This is a genomic window from Citrobacter sp. Marseille-Q3906, assembly GCF_916618775.1.
GTDB lineage: Bacteria > Pseudomonadota > Gammaproteobacteria > Enterobacterales > Enterobacteriaceae > Citrobacter > Citrobacter murliniae.
Window position 1 is genome coordinate 2,336,102 of the sequence record NZ_CAKAKA010000002.1, and the last position, 17,081, is coordinate 2,353,182.

19 protein-coding genes are annotated in these 17,081 nt (G+C 43.6%); all 19 read right to left on the bottom strand.

Going from position 1 to position 17,081, the window contains the following annotated elements:
- Positions 1–203: 203 nt before the first annotated feature.
- The 19 genes from LG384_RS15420 to LG384_RS15510 all read right to left on the bottom strand — a co-directional run bounded on the left by LG384_RS15420 (position 204) and on the right by LG384_RS15510 (position 16,776).
- The gene (locus LG384_RS15420; RefSeq protein WP_225761184.1) at positions 204–836 is read right to left on the bottom strand and encodes an HAD family phosphatase; all 633 of its coding nucleotides are present in this window, start codon (positions 834–836) and stop codon (positions 204–206) included.
- Complete coding sequence (locus tag LG384_RS15425) at positions 833–1,465, bottom strand: phosphodiesterase (RefSeq protein ID WP_225761185.1); 633 nt, start codon at positions 1,463–1,465, stop codon at positions 833–835. The genes LG384_RS15420 and LG384_RS15425 overlap by 4 nt, the downstream gene beginning before the upstream one ends.
- A gap of 19 nt (positions 1,466–1,484) precedes the next feature.
- Entirely contained in the window at positions 1,485–2,198 is a 714-nt protein-coding gene (locus LG384_RS15430) for an ABC transporter ATP-binding protein (RefSeq protein ID WP_225761186.1), read from the bottom strand.
- Entirely contained in the window at positions 2,195–3,022 is an 828-nt protein-coding gene (locus LG384_RS15435; protein ID WP_075261761.1) for an ABC transporter permease, read from the bottom strand. The genes LG384_RS15430 and LG384_RS15435 overlap by 4 nt, the downstream gene beginning before the upstream one ends.
- Positions 3,023–4,039 (bottom strand): WavE lipopolysaccharide synthesis family protein, encoded by a 1,017-nt coding sequence (locus tag LG384_RS15440; protein ID WP_225761187.1) that lies wholly within the window; start codon positions 4,037–4,039, stop codon positions 3,023–3,025.
- On the bottom strand, positions 4,039–4,521 hold the full coding sequence (locus LG384_RS15445) for a hypothetical protein (RefSeq protein ID WP_225761188.1): 483 nt from the start codon (positions 4,519–4,521) through the stop codon (positions 4,039–4,041). Before LG384_RS15445 ends, LG384_RS15440 begins: the two co-directional genes overlap by 1 nt.
- On the bottom strand, positions 4,518–6,227 hold the full coding sequence (locus LG384_RS15450) for a hypothetical protein (RefSeq protein WP_225761189.1): 1,710 nt from the start codon (positions 6,225–6,227) through the stop codon (positions 4,518–4,520). The genes LG384_RS15445 and LG384_RS15450 overlap by 4 nt, the downstream gene beginning before the upstream one ends.
- Positions 6,224–7,021, bottom strand: a complete 798-nt coding sequence (locus tag LG384_RS15455; protein WP_223307005.1) for a glycosyltransferase family 2 protein — start codon at positions 7,019–7,021, stop codon at positions 6,224–6,226. Before LG384_RS15455 ends, LG384_RS15450 begins: the two co-directional genes overlap by 4 nt.
- Positions 6,999–7,358 carry a cupin domain-containing protein gene (locus tag LG384_RS15460; protein WP_136345345.1) on the bottom strand — a complete coding sequence of 120 codons (360 nt, stop codon included), beginning with the start codon at positions 7,356–7,358 and terminating at the stop codon, positions 6,999–7,001. Before LG384_RS15460 ends, LG384_RS15455 begins: the two co-directional genes overlap by 23 nt.
- Positions 7,358–9,019 carry an O-antigen ligase gene (locus tag LG384_RS15465; RefSeq protein WP_225761190.1) on the bottom strand — a complete coding sequence of 554 codons (1,662 nt, stop codon included), beginning with the start codon at positions 9,017–9,019 and terminating at the stop codon, positions 7,358–7,360. The genes LG384_RS15460 and LG384_RS15465 overlap by 1 nt, the downstream gene beginning before the upstream one ends.
- Before the next feature lie 252 nt (positions 9,020–9,271).
- Positions 9,272–10,111, bottom strand: coding sequence for a hypothetical protein (locus LG384_RS15470; protein ID WP_225761191.1), 840 nt, complete (start codon positions 10,109–10,111; stop codon positions 9,272–9,274).
- Positions 10,112–10,131: 20 nt separating this feature from the next.
- On the bottom strand, positions 10,132–10,656 hold the full coding sequence (locus LG384_RS15475) for a fimbrial protein (protein WP_048221017.1): 525 nt from the start codon (positions 10,654–10,656) through the stop codon (positions 10,132–10,134).
- A 7-nt stretch (positions 10,657–10,663) separates the two neighbouring features.
- Positions 10,664–11,152 carry a fimbrial protein gene (locus LG384_RS15480; protein WP_225761192.1) on the bottom strand — a complete coding sequence of 163 codons (489 nt, stop codon included), beginning with the start codon at positions 11,150–11,152 and terminating at the stop codon, positions 10,664–10,666.
- On the bottom strand, positions 11,149–11,634 hold the full coding sequence (locus LG384_RS15485; RefSeq protein ID WP_144243077.1) for a fimbrial protein: 486 nt from the start codon (positions 11,632–11,634) through the stop codon (positions 11,149–11,151). The genes LG384_RS15480 and LG384_RS15485 overlap by 4 nt, the downstream gene beginning before the upstream one ends.
- Positions 11,635–11,735: 101 nt before the next feature.
- A complete protein-coding gene (locus LG384_RS15490) occupies positions 11,736–12,230 on the bottom strand; it encodes a fimbrial protein (protein ID WP_225761193.1) in 495 nt (164 codons plus the stop codon).
- An 18-nt stretch (positions 12,231–12,248) separates the two neighbouring features.
- Positions 12,249–12,983 carry a fimbria/pilus periplasmic chaperone gene (locus LG384_RS15495; RefSeq protein WP_200010149.1) on the bottom strand — a complete coding sequence of 245 codons (735 nt, stop codon included), beginning with the start codon at positions 12,981–12,983 and terminating at the stop codon, positions 12,249–12,251.
- A 60-nt stretch (positions 12,984–13,043) separates the two neighbouring features.
- Positions 13,044–15,548, bottom strand: a complete 2,505-nt coding sequence (locus LG384_RS15500; RefSeq protein WP_225761194.1) for an outer membrane usher protein — start codon at positions 15,546–15,548, stop codon at positions 13,044–13,046.
- 47 nt (positions 15,549–15,595) lie between these two features.
- Entirely contained in the window at positions 15,596–16,147 is a 552-nt protein-coding gene (locus LG384_RS15505; RefSeq protein WP_225761195.1) for a fimbrial protein, read from the bottom strand.
- 77 nt (positions 16,148–16,224) lie between these two features.
- Positions 16,225–16,776 carry a fimbrial protein gene (locus LG384_RS15510; RefSeq protein ID WP_225761196.1) on the bottom strand — a complete coding sequence of 184 codons (552 nt, stop codon included), beginning with the start codon at positions 16,774–16,776 and terminating at the stop codon, positions 16,225–16,227.
- Between the last annotated feature and the right edge of the window lie 305 nt (positions 16,777–17,081).

Sequence of the window (17,081 nt, forward strand, 5' to 3'; positions counted from 1 at the left end):
TATCAGTACAGGCACATGGTCTGGAATATCGGCTGCAGCATACAGCGCCTGACATAGCGGTGTCATATTATTTGATGGTAGATAACATATGTTATCTATATTCTTATGGTGTACTCCAGTTTGAAACACGCAGTTAATAATCGAAGAAAATATATCTTCACTATTCATAGCGACGGTGTTAATACATAATAAAATAGGCTTCATTATCTTATAGACTCACATTGATTAATAAAGTTACGTACCAGATCTCGAGTAACATCTTTTGGTTCTTTAACGCTTAAAACGTGCGCCCCCGAAGCTTTCGCAGCCATAATACCGTGTGGATTATCCTCGACAATGACACACTCCGCGGGTGTAATCCCTAAAATCTGAAAGGCTTTGTTGTAAATTTCCGGATCAGGCTTTCCGCAGGTAACATCTTCATTTGACAGAAAAAAATTCAGATAGGGTAAAAGCTGGGCTCTCCTCATCATTGTTTCAATACTGTCGCGAATAGAATTAGACGCAACAGCCACCTGATAACCCTGACGCCTAAGCCAGGCTAACGTGAGCTGGTGTTCAAACACTGGCCAGCAATGTTGATGAATCAATTGCATGGTATAACGCTGTTTCATCTCATTAATAAAAGGATGCAATGACTCAGGTAACCCATAACGTTTTGTCAGCAAAGTCAGTTTATCTTTAGTCGGTAAACCATCAAATTCAAGCAGATGATCCTGATGGTTAATCGCCACCCCAAACATCGCTAAAATCTGGTTCAATGCCTGGTAATGCCAATCCCTGGCATCAATTAGCACCCCATCCATGTCAAACACTACGGCGCGAATCTGTGTCATTTTAATAATGCCTCTGCTTGCTCAGGGAAATCGGTACACAACATCATGTTAGGGTGACTGAGCAATTCTTCAGGCAATGATCTCAGACTTTGCCAAAAATATTCATGATCACGTTGATGTAGTTCTGGTGAAACAAAACTCACGCTCTTTCCTGACGCCAGCCATCTTTTAATAAGAACAATTTCGACTTTATTAGAGCTAAAACCATCCACCCATAAAACCGACGCACGCTGGCTCAGTTCTCCTTCAGGTTCATATTCACTAAGACGCGCAGCGGTGATCATATTTGCTGAAAAATAGTCCATAGAGTCCGGCACAGACATATCAAAACAGAAATAACGTGTAATCTGATACCGGGTCAGCAATACTTTCAATTCATTCGCCAGGCCATCAGCCTTCATATTTAAAGCCAGTGTGCCTGAACAGCTATTATTCACATAATCTTTAAATAACGTTTCCAGAGGCAATACCCCTCGTCGGGGCATATCATGGCTGATCACCAACTCTCCGTCTAAGTCACGAATATCTGTCTCAATTCCCCATCCTGACTTAAGCGCATACACTAACGCTCCGCGGGAGTTTTTTTCTGTGGATGTGAGCCAGGCCCCTCGATGAGCCAAAATTTGCATGTGAATATCCTTAATCTCTTTATAACGTTGAGTAATATTTCAAAGCGTCAGATAAGGAGCCATCATGTAGCAGATATCCCTTCTCAAGGACCAGACCCCGCTGACATACTGCACGTAATTGCTCAGCATCATGACTGACTAACACTAAGGTTCCCCCTTCCTGCTGGAAGCTTTTTACCTTCTCAAGACAACGTTTTTGGAACTGCATATCCCCTACGGCCAGCGCTTCATCAATAACTAAAATATCGCAGTCCAAATGGATACCAACCGAAAATGCGAGACGTAAAAACATCCCCGAAGAATATGTTCTCACTGGTTGGTAAAGTGCATCATTAATGTCTGCGAATTCGACAATCTCTTTGATTTTTTTTTGCGTTTCCGATTTACGCATACCTAAAATTGCCCCTGCCAAGAAAATGTTCTCCTGGCCACTCAGGTCATGATGAAATCCAGCACCAACCTCCAAAAGAGAGGCCAGACGTCCGCGAACAAAAATGCGTCCTGACGAAGGGCGAGTCACTCGCGTCAGGAGTTTTAACAAGGTTGATTTACCTGAACCATTTCGTCCCAGGACACCTAAAGACTCACCCTGCACCAGATTAAAGCTGACGCTGGTTAACGCATTACAATACTCATGCTCGTTATTGCGCTGGAACGCCAGTGCCGTACGCAGCGAGTTTCCTTGTAGCTGATGTCGGAGATAACATTTACTGACATTTTCGAATCTGATCATTCTCTGTCCACAATTAATGCTTCATAGTGATTAAAACAAAAATAACCCGCCAGAATGATTAATCCGCACCCCGAAAAACTGATAATCAACAAGATAAAGGAAGGACAAGCCCCGCCAAGTAAGACATAACGAAAAAGAGAAATAATACCGCTCAGTGGGTTTAATACTGTCAGAAAGTAAAAACGTTCAGGCAGTAAACCAGGCGTCCAGACAACAGGTGTTGCGTAAAACAAGCACTGAGTTAACAGGGGGATAATATGGCGAAAATCGCGAAAACGAGTTCTAAGTATCGCCATCAAACACCCTACTCCCCACCCGGTTAGCACCATCACCCCACTACAAATAAACAATAATGGCAATTGATAGACAGACCAGTCAGTCCCTAAAAAAGGGAGCATACAAATTAACCAGAACATAGTAATGAGAAAATCAATACTGTTAACACCTATGCAAGAAAATGTCAGTGCAACCCGCGGGAAATACACTTTCTTAACCAATTGTATATTATTAATAAGAGATTCGGATACGGCATTAAGCGTGGAGGCAAACAGCATCCATAAAATCAACCCACATAACAGCACCCAGCTATAAGATACTTGATATTCTGGTGGTGAAAACCGTACCATCACCCCAAAAATAGCGTAATACATTGCCATATTCATGGCTGGATTTAAAAATGCCCATAGCCATCCCAACAGAGTCTGGCTATAGCGAACGGATAAATCACGTATTATTAGTTGTACAATCAGGTGCCTCGACTGCCAGACCTCATATATCGTCGCTCTCCTGTTTACATCAGAAATAAAACCATTAACGATACTCATCTATTCGCTCCGATGAATAAAGACAGATAAGACTACGCGACGTATTGCTTCGCAGCAAAGCAACCTTGCACGTATAATATATCCCCAACGCCATACCCGTGTTATAAGATAACTGACAAGCGCTCGAGGAGTAAATGCCTTCACTCCATTATAGCGTTTATATAAACGTAACCATCGTGAATAAGAATAAACACTGAAGGCACCTCGCCATTTATATTTTCTCTGAAACTTAGGCCAACGCAACCCAAGGTGTTCAGGATTAAAAGCGATAAAATTTGCCAGAAAATATTGTTCCGAAAGAGATATTAATTGTTCCGAGCGCTGGGAATTGCCATCAAAAACAGATTTACCCGTAACTTTTTTAATGGCATGAACCCACAGCCATTGCTCAGGTACATAACGCCATGCGCACCACAGGCCCCCAGGAAATATAGTGGGCATGAAGAGATCTCGAGTGGCTAGTGGTGAATTAAAAAATACTTTAATATCTTCCGTGCGTCCTGCAAGAAAAATATCACCCGGATGAAACAGAAAAGGTAGGCTCCCTCTGGCATCACGAGCGATCCAACTGGCAGTAATAACGCGCTGAGAAAATACACTAAACGTATTATCACGAATGAAGCCATCATCCGCAGCAACATGCTGTTCCAGTAACCTCACAATAGATCGATCGGTGAGATAACAGTCAGTACGTAGCTTAATTACCAGTTCCCGGGTTGCAGCATTCAACCCCGCGCGAGTAGAAACTAGCTGGCGATTAACATTTGTCAAATGCTTACCTGCTGACTCCCAGCCGATAATGGGACCAGGATCGTCACTGAGAACCAACGTAATATCCATATGTGATAACAAGTCGGCGAGAAACTCGTTCCCGGCATCAGCCATATCCCAGGATGAAACAATAATTTCAGCTAAAGGAAATGTATCCCGCACTCGTTGCAGCTGCCATAAAAACTGCTCAAGAGTTTGTTCTTTAGTTTGCACAGGCCCCTGAATAACGAGGCTTAGTTGTTTCATTACATTTTCCTGAATAAGCGGGATACAAATTGTACGGCTCTATTTTGAATAAAAAACCCATTGCCATAGGCTATTATTTTCAAAACACTTAAGAGGAGCAGCCGACGCAATGGTAATGGTGTATCAGAAACAAAATTCAACCAGTTTACCCACGCAGCATACCGATGAGAGATCATTTCGCCTGTGAGAATGAGATCCACTTGCTGTGTATTGCGCGCGACCGCATTGATATAATGGAGACACATTGGCCAAATCTTTTCTGGTGCTTCCTGCATCCCATTCTGATAAATAATGAAAACCAGCGGATATGTAGGCCCGGCTTCCGTCATTTCTCTGGTTTCAACTATCCGGTCATCACACAGTGTAATCCAGACAGTACAAGTATCATTAATGCCAGATAATGATAACAGCGCTTCGCTATTTCCTTCTGCCCATGAATGTACGGTGGTAAGCGGTGCATTCAGTACATTAATTTGTGTCATACAACACCTCTGTGATTGCGTAAGATACGCCAGAGCTGCAGTAACGATATAGGGAAAGCCGTATGTCGACTAAAGAACTTCAACCAGACTGCGGCAATGAATGTTCCTATAAATTTATTGATCCCTGTTTTTTCTTGAGTTTTATCGGGCATAATGAAAGGTGAAGAGAAAAAATTATTAAATAACTGGCGCGTCAGGCTAATATGCTTAAGGAAAAAAAGCTTTTTATCCGCGACACTTGCTGCACTATTCAGTACAAACTGAAATGATTCTCTCGAGACCGGATCATAAGATTCACATAAAACCTCCTTGAACCAATCTTCTACCAGATGTTTGGTATTACCTTGCGTTTGCCACAATAATTTCGCTATCAGACAAAAGCGACGCACTCCGGTTAAGGGGCGATGTTGTATCTGACGAACCAGAATATCGCTTCCCGTATAGCGTTGAGCAAAAGCCGCGAGACGCTTTATCCCTTCCTGATGAGTAATATCCAGTGCAGGTTTGCGTGTAAATCCCCACCATTCCATTGGAGATCGTTCTTGTCTGATACAACCATTTTTCACCACTCCAGATAGCACGCCATATCCATGCATTATGCTGCGATAGCGCTGCGATTCTGTCAGTGAATAAGGATTTACACGAGAAGGTATACCAGCTACTGCCGCTTGAATTCCCTGCTCTACGTCTTCAAACTCCCCCCAGAACAGGTTCTCATTCTGTGGCAAGCAATGCCAAACGCTTCGCTTACACAAATAGAGGCTGCCGGTCAGATAATCATGACCAAAATGAGAGCGAACGGGATGTTGCGCAGCCATTTTCATCGGGTTAAATTCTTTAATTTCTGTGCGACGTAAACGCTCAGCTTTTATTAAAGCCTCAGGTACTGACGATATCGTACCAAAGTCGGAATAACGACGCGGTGTAGCCTGCCACTGATCAGCAAACCAGAATGACTGAAAACCAACGAAGGGATAATTATCACCAAAACGCTTGATTGCGTCTTTGAAGTTAACGGGCAACAGAACACGATCGTGAAGAATACATAAATTAGGTAAAGTAGCCGCTTTTACCAGCATATTTTTCTTTTTGGTAATATGTATTGGATATTCGGGTAATGCTTCACCAATAATTTTCACTTTACTAAAATAGCTAAAGTCTTCAGGTACCTGGCCACATAGAATGATCTCTTGTTGCTTCACCCCCAAAGAGAGAATCCGTTCCACACAAGCATTTAACATGTCTGCATCGGTGCCACCAACCGGAATACAGAAACTCCAGGCATCCAGACCACGATCATTTTCGGCTGGTAATAGACTCTTTTTTTGGAAACAACGAATACCCGGGATTGCTGATGTGATCTCAACGAATCTATTTTTATAATAGGACCTGGAGAGTAATTCCCCTACGCCTTCCGATTCAAGTAAATAGAGACAACCACCCACAGGAATAAGATGTGCAGTATCCCATAGTAACTGAGCCGCCAATGGGGAAAAATCCCAGTGTGAACAAACAACATTAGCGCTAGTGATGTCTAAAAAGCGATCTACTGCTGTCAGTTTATGTACTGGAGCACTCTTAACCCGCGCAAATGTAATGACAGTTGTATTATCAGGAAGTCGGGAAAAACAGCGTTCAGGATCCTGCAATACCCGGCATACAGGCCAACGTAATCCTCTCCGGTGTACGCAGGCAATAAGTCTCATACCGTTGCCTCACATTTCTCCAGGGCATTTTTCAGGGCCTTACTCTTCATAAATTGCGCAAGATCTTCAGGTGTACCCAGACCATGCATCCCTTTCCCATTGCAGCCAATATTATAAGTACCGATACGAAATAACCCTTCACGATACATATGGGTATACACAGGGGCGACATAAAATTCCCCCTGGCTGCGTTCGTTGCGTGCAACCATCGATCGCGCCAGACGGCAGAAATCACGACCAGAGCGAAAATTATAGATGCCAACAGTCGCCTCACTGGAAACAACTTCTTTTTCGACGACCTGAGATACCCACCCTTCTTCATCATAATTAACATACGACCAACGAGAATCAGTTGCCGACATTGTCATAATAAAGCCATCGAGGTCGCGGCGTTCGATTTCTGCTAAATAGTCGTCAATATTGATATTTACCCACTGATCGGAATTGGCAATCATCAAAGGGGAACTGTTATCAATTAACGCTGCGGCACTCAAAACAGAGCAAAGTGCGCCATCAGTAATATCAGCGACGCTGATAACCAGAGAGTCTGGAGCCAGACTTTCCAGACGCGCAGCAAAATCATAGCGTTCCAGATGTGCTTGCTGACAAATGAAAATAAACCGGTGTGGGCAGCTCGGGCGTAAATTATTAATAACCAGTTCAATCATCGGCACACCGGCAATGGAGATGAAGGGTTTTGGATCAGTAAAACCCACCTGCGCAAACCGGCTTCCACGACCTGCCATTGGAATCACAATATTCAGCATCACATTAACTCTCAAAATATTTGTCATTAAGCGCACCGGGATGTTTTATTACCACGGTAATACACGCTTCCAGAGCCTCGAATGCACTGGCGGTTCCCGGTGCCAGAGTGATAATATCGCCTGCGTTCAGTTCCCTGTCAGCCATCCGTGCTCGTCCCTGTAGCAGCAATGTTATTTCTGTAGCAATCCGGTGGACATGCGCCTTTTCAACCACTCCAGCAGGAAAATGTTTTACAGCAACTTCAACATCATTCGTCGAATAAGCAGCAGGTGTAAATGCACCAATAAACCAGCCGCCAACCATTTCATCCAGATGAGTAATTTGCACCGCTGATACGGGTTGTAGCGCTTTGGACTCATTCATTATTGTGGTTTCCCTTGCATTACAGATGTTGTACATGAAAAGCGAGTATCCTGTGGAAAACTCAAACAACCACGATAATTCCAGTATTGCGCTTGTGGTGAATTATTAAAATACAAGGCAATTTTTCTCATTGAGTCCATCATGTTTGAATCGTTATGCCACTTCAGCCACTCTCCGGCCTGAGACTGAAACTGTATAAGTAACGAGACATCAGAATTAATATTGAAAAGCGCCAGGTCGCTAGCTGCCCGATCAAACAACAAATGGTCTGCCTGTGCATAATCATTACCAGAAACGGCCAATAATGAAGGATCGCTTAACCAAAAATCCTCTGCCTGACGCAGTTGTTTAGCAGACTGCAGTGCGGTCACCATAAATAGGGTGCCTGACAGACAGAGAACATAACTTGCTGCCTGTATTCCCAAGCGTAATGGAAATGAAGGTTGCCAGCGTTTCTCACTGTTTTTGATCGTCACTGGAAGTGCCAGCCACAGCAATATAACCAATAACACGCAATGTACAGCAGATAAATACAAGGGATACTCCGTCATAATATGTAGCAACAGAGGTAATAGTAATGCCCCACGCGAGCAGACATTACGTGCTTTAATTGCCCGAAACGGCGCAATCACAAGAGACAACCAAAGTAAGATCCCTGTTAATGCCAGTATTCCGCCTTCGCACCAGACATAAATTAATTCGTTATGTGGGTAACGAACCGTCACAGTAAAAGGATTGGTTATTCCCTCACTGGCCAAAGCCTTGGGGAAAGCAGTTTCAAAAGAAGAAAGTCCGCTCCCCTTAAAAATATGCGAATAAATCAGCGCCATCCCGCCTTTGAGTAAAGTGAAACGTTCAGCATCAGAATGCTGGCGATTCCAGTCTGTTCTCAAGTCGATATCACGAGGACGCTCGTCGTGGTTTGTCCCCGTTAAATTCCCCATAGCGGTATCTAGTGTTTGCGGTAACAGCTTGACGCGTTGATTGAGAGTTGCCTCACCCACGAATGACCCCAGCAAAGTCACCACCAAAACCGCAAGAATAAAAGGCTTCTTGCGATTAAAAATGCACATCAAAACACCACCTGCTATGGCACTGAGCAGCGCTGAACGGGACTGAGTAATAATGACACCGGCACACAACAGCACAGAACACAGCATGGATGCTTTGCGCAAACCTGGCGTCAGTCCTGAAGACATTAGCCACAGTGCACACAGGAAAGCGGTTGCTAAAAAAGAACCTAACAGATTGATTTGCAGAAACGTGCCTGCAGGACGGCCATTTTGGCCGGCAAAGGAATACTCCGTCCAGGCAGCAGCATTTTCCGGTGCCAGAATTTGCCAACAGGAAATCCCTGTTTGAATAATCCCTGCTGCAATAATAATCATATAAATACACTGACGTTCGCGTCCCCGCAGGGGAAACTGTAAAAGTAGCCCCATTAGCAGAGCCATTGCCCAGATCCCCCCCAGACGGGTAAGTGATTCTCCCCATGAACTCATTGGTGTCCATGCCAGTGGTAAACTCATCAGGATCGCGCCCGCGAGCAGAAGTACCAAAGGCAGACTCCCCTTAATATTCTTACGCCATAGCAGAATTGAAAGAGCAGCTCCCCACAGAGCTACCCAGATCCAGACCAGAATATTGAGCGTGATATCCATTCCGTATCCAGAGAGCGTTTTCCATGGCCATGATAAAATTCCGACAAAAAGAATAAATAGCATCAGTAGGGAAAATTTTACAATCGTGCGAGAGTTCATACTGGCTCACAGTAATAAAAAACAATATTAATAAATAATAAAGATGCGATAGCCCTATATGCTACAGGATATCCGCACCCGCAAACAGAATCTATATAATCATCAGGCCATGATATAAAAAGATAATTATTAACACTTCAGAAACAAATAGAGTTAATATGGTTCCATTATCAACACACTGCTTCCATAATAAACGCCAGTGGCGTTAATATCAGATATTCGGCTAATTACTGGCAGGTCATTATTTCCAGCCTTTAGAGAAATAGGAATATTACGAGTGCTATTAAGCGCCTTATTATCAACAGAAATAAATGCTCTGCCAGATGGAGTTAAATTAATCGACTCAGATTCATAGCCACCAGTATCCGTATTCATCAGGTTAAAAGTCACCTGCATATCGGCAGTACAACTCACTCGAAGATTTGCCGTTTTATCAGCTATGTTGTTATCTTCAGCATCTTCCAACGTAGCTACCCCGTGATCGAATACCAGTTCTGGCGTTACTATCTTACACCACTCTTGTGCAGGCGGTATGCCCACACACCCTGCAGGCGCTTTAATCGCAGACGAGCCCATATTCGGGTCTAAAGACGGAGTAAAGAAATAGCCTATACAATCCTGGCCCGGTTTTAACGGTTCGGATACCGACGGTGAAATAAACGTAGTGATACCTTGTTGACTATTGTATGCTTCCAGCGCTGATTCGCTGTAACTTTTGCTACTCGATGTTCTTACATAACCCGGCATCACTAATGTCTGAGGGTTACCATCATAGATATATTTTGGATGCTTCATTGCCAAAGTTGCATACATATAGCCCGCAGGCGGTATCGCATCAATCGCAGGGTCCGGGTAATTAATTAAATGCTGAGTAATATGGTAAACTATATGCTCAGCGTCCTGTGTATCAGTAGTGATAGAACTTATCACCGGGTATTGGCTTGCCGTCGCTGAAGAGATAATTAACAACAGGCTGGATAATAAATAGCGCATTTAAACCTCGACGATAATATTTATTGGTAACCCAGAACAAAGGTGGCTGTCGCCGAAAACTCACCGACAACAAGGGCTTTATTAGCCATCGCTGTCGGCGTGGCCTGGACAAACGCCTGAAAATTTAAATCGTTATTTCCCGGTATCAAGTTAGCGTAGGGACTCGCCGTACTCAAAGGCAGTAATGTCCCATTATCGCCTTCAATACCAATCGCAATACCCTTTGCCGTACTGGCGGGATCTATCGCCAGCAAACCCGGTAACTCTGTTTCTTCTGTTCCCTGAAACGTAACGCTGACCGTCGACAATACAGACGGATCGCAATCTGCCAAATGAATCGTAAACGCACTGCTATCAGTACGCTCGTGCGCGTAGAGATCTTTATCCACCACGGTCCCGAAATTAAGCGGAATATTGTCACTACCGTCAGGCAGCGTACATGGTTCCGAAACCAGCGCCCCTGAAAGATGGACATTGCCATCAGCATAGAGCGGATTGTATTTCAACAGTAAAAGCACACTGAACAGAAGAATATTGAGCTTCATGGCTTACCTATATGTAATCCGTGCGTAGAGTCATGAAAGCTTCGAAGGCGCCCTCCTCCAGCGTAATAGCGGGATCTTTAACCGGAGCGACACTGATAACCGGCGGGGATGTGGGATCGTCGACAGCAATTGGTTGGGCAAAAGTAACTGGTTGCGTGCCGATCATCACCTTGATGCCAAGCCCGTTTTTGTCAGTTGCAACTGCCGACGGATCAAAAATGGTTGGACTCGTCGTCTCGATAACGATCGCCAACTGGTTAGCCACATAATCCTCGTCACAGTCCACCGTATAATCAACAGTCTTGGTATAATTCACGCCGTCAATTTTATTGACCCCCAGATCCTCACCAAAATCAACTTCTACCTTTGCGCCCTTACTGATGGTACAAGGGGGCATCACCAGGGTCCCGCTGAAAAACATATTAGGGCCAGCGGCCTGAGCCATTCCCCAGGGCTGGAGAACAAAGAATAATAAGAGTAACAGAGAAAATTTCATGGGTAGTCTACCGTCATTGTTGCTGATGCGCTGAATTGGCCTGTAGGCAGGTGTGAACCAGGTTCCTGAATCAACAATGCTGACAGAACAGGCTGGCTACCTGCAGTAAAAGGCAGACTCTTGTTAAGCGGAAAATCTGCACCATCATGTTTTAGCTTAATCGCCAGCTCTGGAATTGATGTTTCGAGGCTTCCGCCATACTGATCGAAATCAACAATTGTCCCTGATATTTCCATGCTTAAATTGCTCGTGGAGCCAGCATTACTGCAGTCCAAGGTGTAAGTAATATCTTTCGTTACCAGACCAGCAGAGACATCTGTTGTAATAACATTATCACCGAAATCAACATTAATCTGCTGGTTGCCATTAATTTCACAAGGTTCTGATATTAATGCACCAGTAAAGTGTACATTATTATCAGCATTCACCACACCGCCCCTTGCACAAAGCGCTATACCGAACAGCCAAATATTTATTTTCACTTATCGCCTACATTTATTGGTGACACAAATAAAGGATTCTGATCCTCAGTTAAATATCAGAAACTGGTACCTGCTTTTACTTACCAACATGGTGAATCGTATTATGGATAATAGACTACCATTGTTGCCTCAGCGGTGAATTCACCCGTCTGCAGGTCATGATTCGGCGCCTTAATTAAGGTAGCCGTCAACTTAGGATAAGGACCACCGGAATTAATAGTCAAATCTGTATTTAATGGAAAATCCACACCATCCGCTTTTATCTTTATTGCGAGATAATTTAGTGATGTCTGCACGCTACCCTTATCAAATCCTTGCGCGTAACCATTAATATACATATTAACAGGCACCGACGACGGATTTGCATCATAACACTGCAGCGTGTACTCAATGTCTTTTACGGCCAAACCTGCCGCGACATCTGTCACAGCAACATGATCGCTAAAATCCACGTTGATCGGTTTGTTTTCATTCACCACACATGCCGGTTCTACAACTTTAACCGAAACCGTTATCATTGTGGTATATCGATCCGCATACGCCGAGTTCATTATTAAAAAGACAATAAAAATTACAACGAGTCGAATTTTCTCCATAACTCCCTTCTGTGGCATTTATTTCAATAATTTTGCCGGGCATGTATTGCCACTGCAGGTATACTGAATTTGCGGACGTCCACCGTAATCATTAATATAGGTCAATACCGGATGGTTTCCCAACTCACTGGCCGATGCTTCCAGCGTTGCCTGTCCATGTGGATCAATCATTGTTGGTTTAAATTTAACCGTTTTCCCTTTTACACCAGGTTGAGCAATAACCACTGTTAAAAAATAAGGACTGGGGTTATTCAAAATAAATTTGTCCCCCTGACGCTGCAGAGTTGTGCTCTCTACCCAATCACCATCCGCTGCCTGGGTTTTATCCATGGCGATCGCTTTTGGTCGGTAAAAAAGCTTGATTCTGGTTTGCAACGCAATTTGCAATGTATTCGGTGTTTTACTGCGCGGCGGTATTTCACGCAGATTAAAATAGAACAGCGATTCCCGATCCTGGGGTAATTGTGCCAATGCAGGAGAGGCTTGAATTTTTACCTGACTTTTCGCACCAGGTTCCACACGCTGAACAGGAGGTAACACAATTAAAGGAGAAGAAATCTTTTTCCCTTGCCGATCTTCAATCCATGCCTGAGCCAGGTAAGGTTGGTTTTTATTTTCATTGCTAATACTCAGGCTGATGGATTTATCATCACCATTAATAATCGCCCGGGTTCGATCCAGTGAAATAGCCGCATTTACATATGATGACAGCATTGAACAGGCGATACCCGTTAACGTAACGGCAAAATACATTCTACATCTTGATCTCTTCATCTTCTCAACCCAATTTAAATTAACGAAATTTATTTATCTCTAATGGATACACGGTAGAAGCAATGTATCGGTAAGATCCAATTGCCCCAGTTTTTCCGGAATCACTACTTTACAACTGTCGTCCTCACTCCATACTACCTGCAGGCTGGCTCCTGGGTTTAAACCACTCAGATAAACCTGACCATCTCCGCCAACAATACCAACTTCCTGATTCCCGTCATTGTGTACGCTGGCACCAAAGGGTGGAAAACTACCATCGACAAGGCGTATAACAGCCAATGCTTTCATACCCGATATCACGTTAAATTTGCGATACCCAATTGCCCCTTCAGTCAATGTTGCCGATGCAACAGAATACGTCGCTTCCGCATCATCCGGCATATTGTCGATATCGATACTTAAATTATTTTTGATATATTGTGTAACATCTGTAATAACCGCTTTCCCAAAATGGTTCGTTAATACCGTATCGCCATAACCATGGACGGGGACATTTGCAGCATCGACGGTATCGACCAGTACACGGGTAGCACCAAGTGAATTCACTCTGTGCAACGCAGCGCCTTTGGCTGTGGCAGTAATGCCTCCCCGCAACGTTAAGCCAGCTGAACGATACTGATTTTGCTCATAATCCAGGTTTGCAGTGACATCTGATAAATCTCCAGAATGATCATAATAGCCACTCACATTCATCCCTTCGTTACCACTCCCGGTAGCAATCTGGTAATTATCGCCATTTTCCAGACGGTCATAATAGCCAATACGATGCGAGTTACTCGAATCACTAAACGTTGAGTTATAACTTACGGTTGCGGTGTCGCCCCACGGTATTGACGCCGATATATAAGCGCCATCGTCATTATTGCCTTCAAATTTATTCCGATATGCCGTCAATGAAATATTAATATTCTTCCACTTATCCATATCAAAAAAACGCGACAACGAGAGATTATAGCGATCTTCTTCTGGGCTATTCCAGTAGGTCTGGTGTGAGTAGTTCACATACAGACTCGTTCCTGAATCAACAAACTGCTGGCTAAACGTCACCGTATACATTTCTTTATCTTCCTGAAATGCATCCGTTGTTGATACATAATTAAGAAAATCGCTAAAACTCATGAAATCTTTTTCTGCAAAACGATATCCCGCAAAGGTGATCTCGCTCCCTGTGTCGTCAAATCGTTTCGAATAACTCAGGCGATAGGAACGCCCTATTTTATCTTCGCTTTGATAGTTATTTAGCCTGGCATCTGCACGTGTAACATCAAATGAGAGCGCCCCCAACATCATAAGATCTCGCCCGACGCCAACAGCCAGTGAACGATAGCTATCACTAACTGTGGATCCTCCATAAAGCGACCATCCGTTATTAATCCCCCATGACATTTCACCAGAACTGAAAGTTTCACCTGTTGCCTGGTGACTTTCATTGGTCGGTCGACCTGAAAAAACCTTGAAACGGATACTTCCAGGGCGTGTCAAATAGGGTATTGATGCGGTACTGACTTTATATTGCTGCACCGATCCATCCTGTTCCTGAACGCGCACATCCAGCGTTCCTGATACAGCGCTGTTTAAATCTTGTATTGAAAAAGGGCCGGCAGCGACCTGCGTTTCATAAATAATTCGCCCCTGTTGTGAAATAGTCACCTTGGCGTTCGTTTTTGCCACACCAGAGACTTCTGGCGCATAGCCACGTAAATTGGGTGGCAGCATATTGTCATCAGATATCATACTGGCGCCAACAAAGCGAAAACTGTCAAACAGATCAGAATTCATATAGTCCTCACCTAATGTCAGCTTAGCGCCTAATTTAGGCATAGCACGATAGACATAGCTGCGATCCCATGCCCATTTTTTTCTTCCGCTATTTCCGCTTGAACCGCTAGCGTAATTCGTCTGCCAGTCTGCGCGTGCTCGCCATGCCCCAATATTTAATCCACTCGTTCCGTTACCCGACAACGTACGATCGGTGCTACCTTCACTCTCCTGTGTATTGCTCTGAAAGTTGAGGTTGTAATCTGTTAGCAACCCAGGAATTCCTTCATCCCACATACTGATTGGCACCCAGTCGTTGGAAACATACTCCAGATAGACCTGGGGAATACTGATATTCAACACCGCAGCCCCCATATCAGGGCTGACAATTACGCCTTCCAGCGAAGTAATATCAGCACATTGACCCTGGTGCCACATGCTAATTTTTTGTAAGAACTCTTCTTTTAGCCCGAATTGCTTCACCAGCTCACTACTGAAACAAGCTTCTGTCTCTTTTTTATCATCATCTTTGTTATAAACAGATATAGGCTGTTCATCTATTTCATTCTGATTGATTTTTAACTTAAAGCTGTAATCTCCCGGCATAATATACCCGCTGCTTTCAAAACGACTGAAGTCGATGTTTTTTTTATCATTAACGTCCAGAATATCAGTATTGAAATCAACATAATCAGCCGCGTATACACCGCACTGTAAAAAAACAAAAGACAAGCACATGCCAAAAATTATGCGCCTGGTTAACGGCAACATTATAGAGCTATACATTCCAGTTCCATCGTTGTCAGTTATTCTTGCGAATGATTTATAAAAAACTAAAAGTAACTCACCTTATATTCAACGATAAATGAAGAAGGTATCAATGGCAGGTTATCCGCAGGGCCAAAGACATTTCTCTCTTTAAACGATAAGGCATAGTCAAGACGCATATCTGTATTGCTTACTTTTGTGTAATTACCAACCTTTTCACCCTTATTACTTGCTCGCATACCTTTATTTAATAATTGCAAGATAATGTTTCCCGCGTTGGCATCCGGTTCAGCAAAATTGTCTGCATCAACGCTATCTACCGTAACGCGGAAATACTGCCATGGCGTATCATTTTTTGAGTTAACATCAAATACGCAATGTTCAAGATGAATAGAGAATCGCTCTGAAAGAGTTTTTTTATTATATTCCAGCTGTTTTTCAATTAACTCCCCCATATCAATCTGCTGTTCCCCTCCTGCCATGAAAATATTACATGCCCGTGCTTTAATAACCCCATGAAAATGCATTCTGTTATACCGGACGCTGCCCGCAGTAACGATAGAGCAATATGCTAAGAGAAAAATAAAAATACAGGTATAACGTATTATTCCAATCATGAACTCACTTCAGCAAATTGACCACCATACGCCCGCACAGGCGGGCGTACAGTAACAGGCACTATACCAGGGAATGATTAATTATAAGCCAGGGTAAAGTCTGCAATCGCAGTGAATTCCCCAGGGACTATGGTGGCAGAGGCACCATCACCCTGCAGGTACGCAGAGAACAACAGGCTATTGTTACCATCCTGAATGCCCTGAGGATCTGTCGCAGTACCTAAGGCAATAGGTTTGCCCGCACCATCAGTTAATACAATACCCGCACCGGAAGCCGTACCTGTGATACCCAGGCGTGCGCCATCGGGATCGTTTGCATCAGTTGCGCCAGTAAACGTTGTAGATACAGTACTATTACCGGGACCGGTATCGCAATTTTGCAGATTAATGGTGAAATTCACCGGTGTTGATCTTCCCGAGTTATCATCCGCCTCCAACGCCGCATTGGAGATTTCCCCCAGATAAACATCCTGCTTATCATTCGCAATAGAACACGCTGCAGAAATAATTGACCCCGTAAAGGTGACAGAACCATGGCCCGAATCAGTTGGTGCTGGCGTGGCCGCCTGTGCGAATGAAGACAGAGTGCCAGCCAGAATAACCACCGCTGCAATTTTTGTTAATTTCATTTATTCCGTTCCTAAAATAAAATGACTTAATATTGAATATATAAGCGCAACGGCAGGTGTCTTGAGAAACATCGGCATATATAGAGAGTATCTACTCATGACATTTTTATAGCACCAGCGCGTTACCGTAAGATTATCAGCTCAACGAACTTTAGAGCGCAATTCAAATAAACAATCATGAGAATAAATAAACAAAAACAACAAAAACATAACAAATAAAATTTAATTAAATTATTTATTTGTATAAAGCAATCAATAATCATTCATCAGCGTTATCATGGTGCCAGTAAACTCACGGCGAGTAT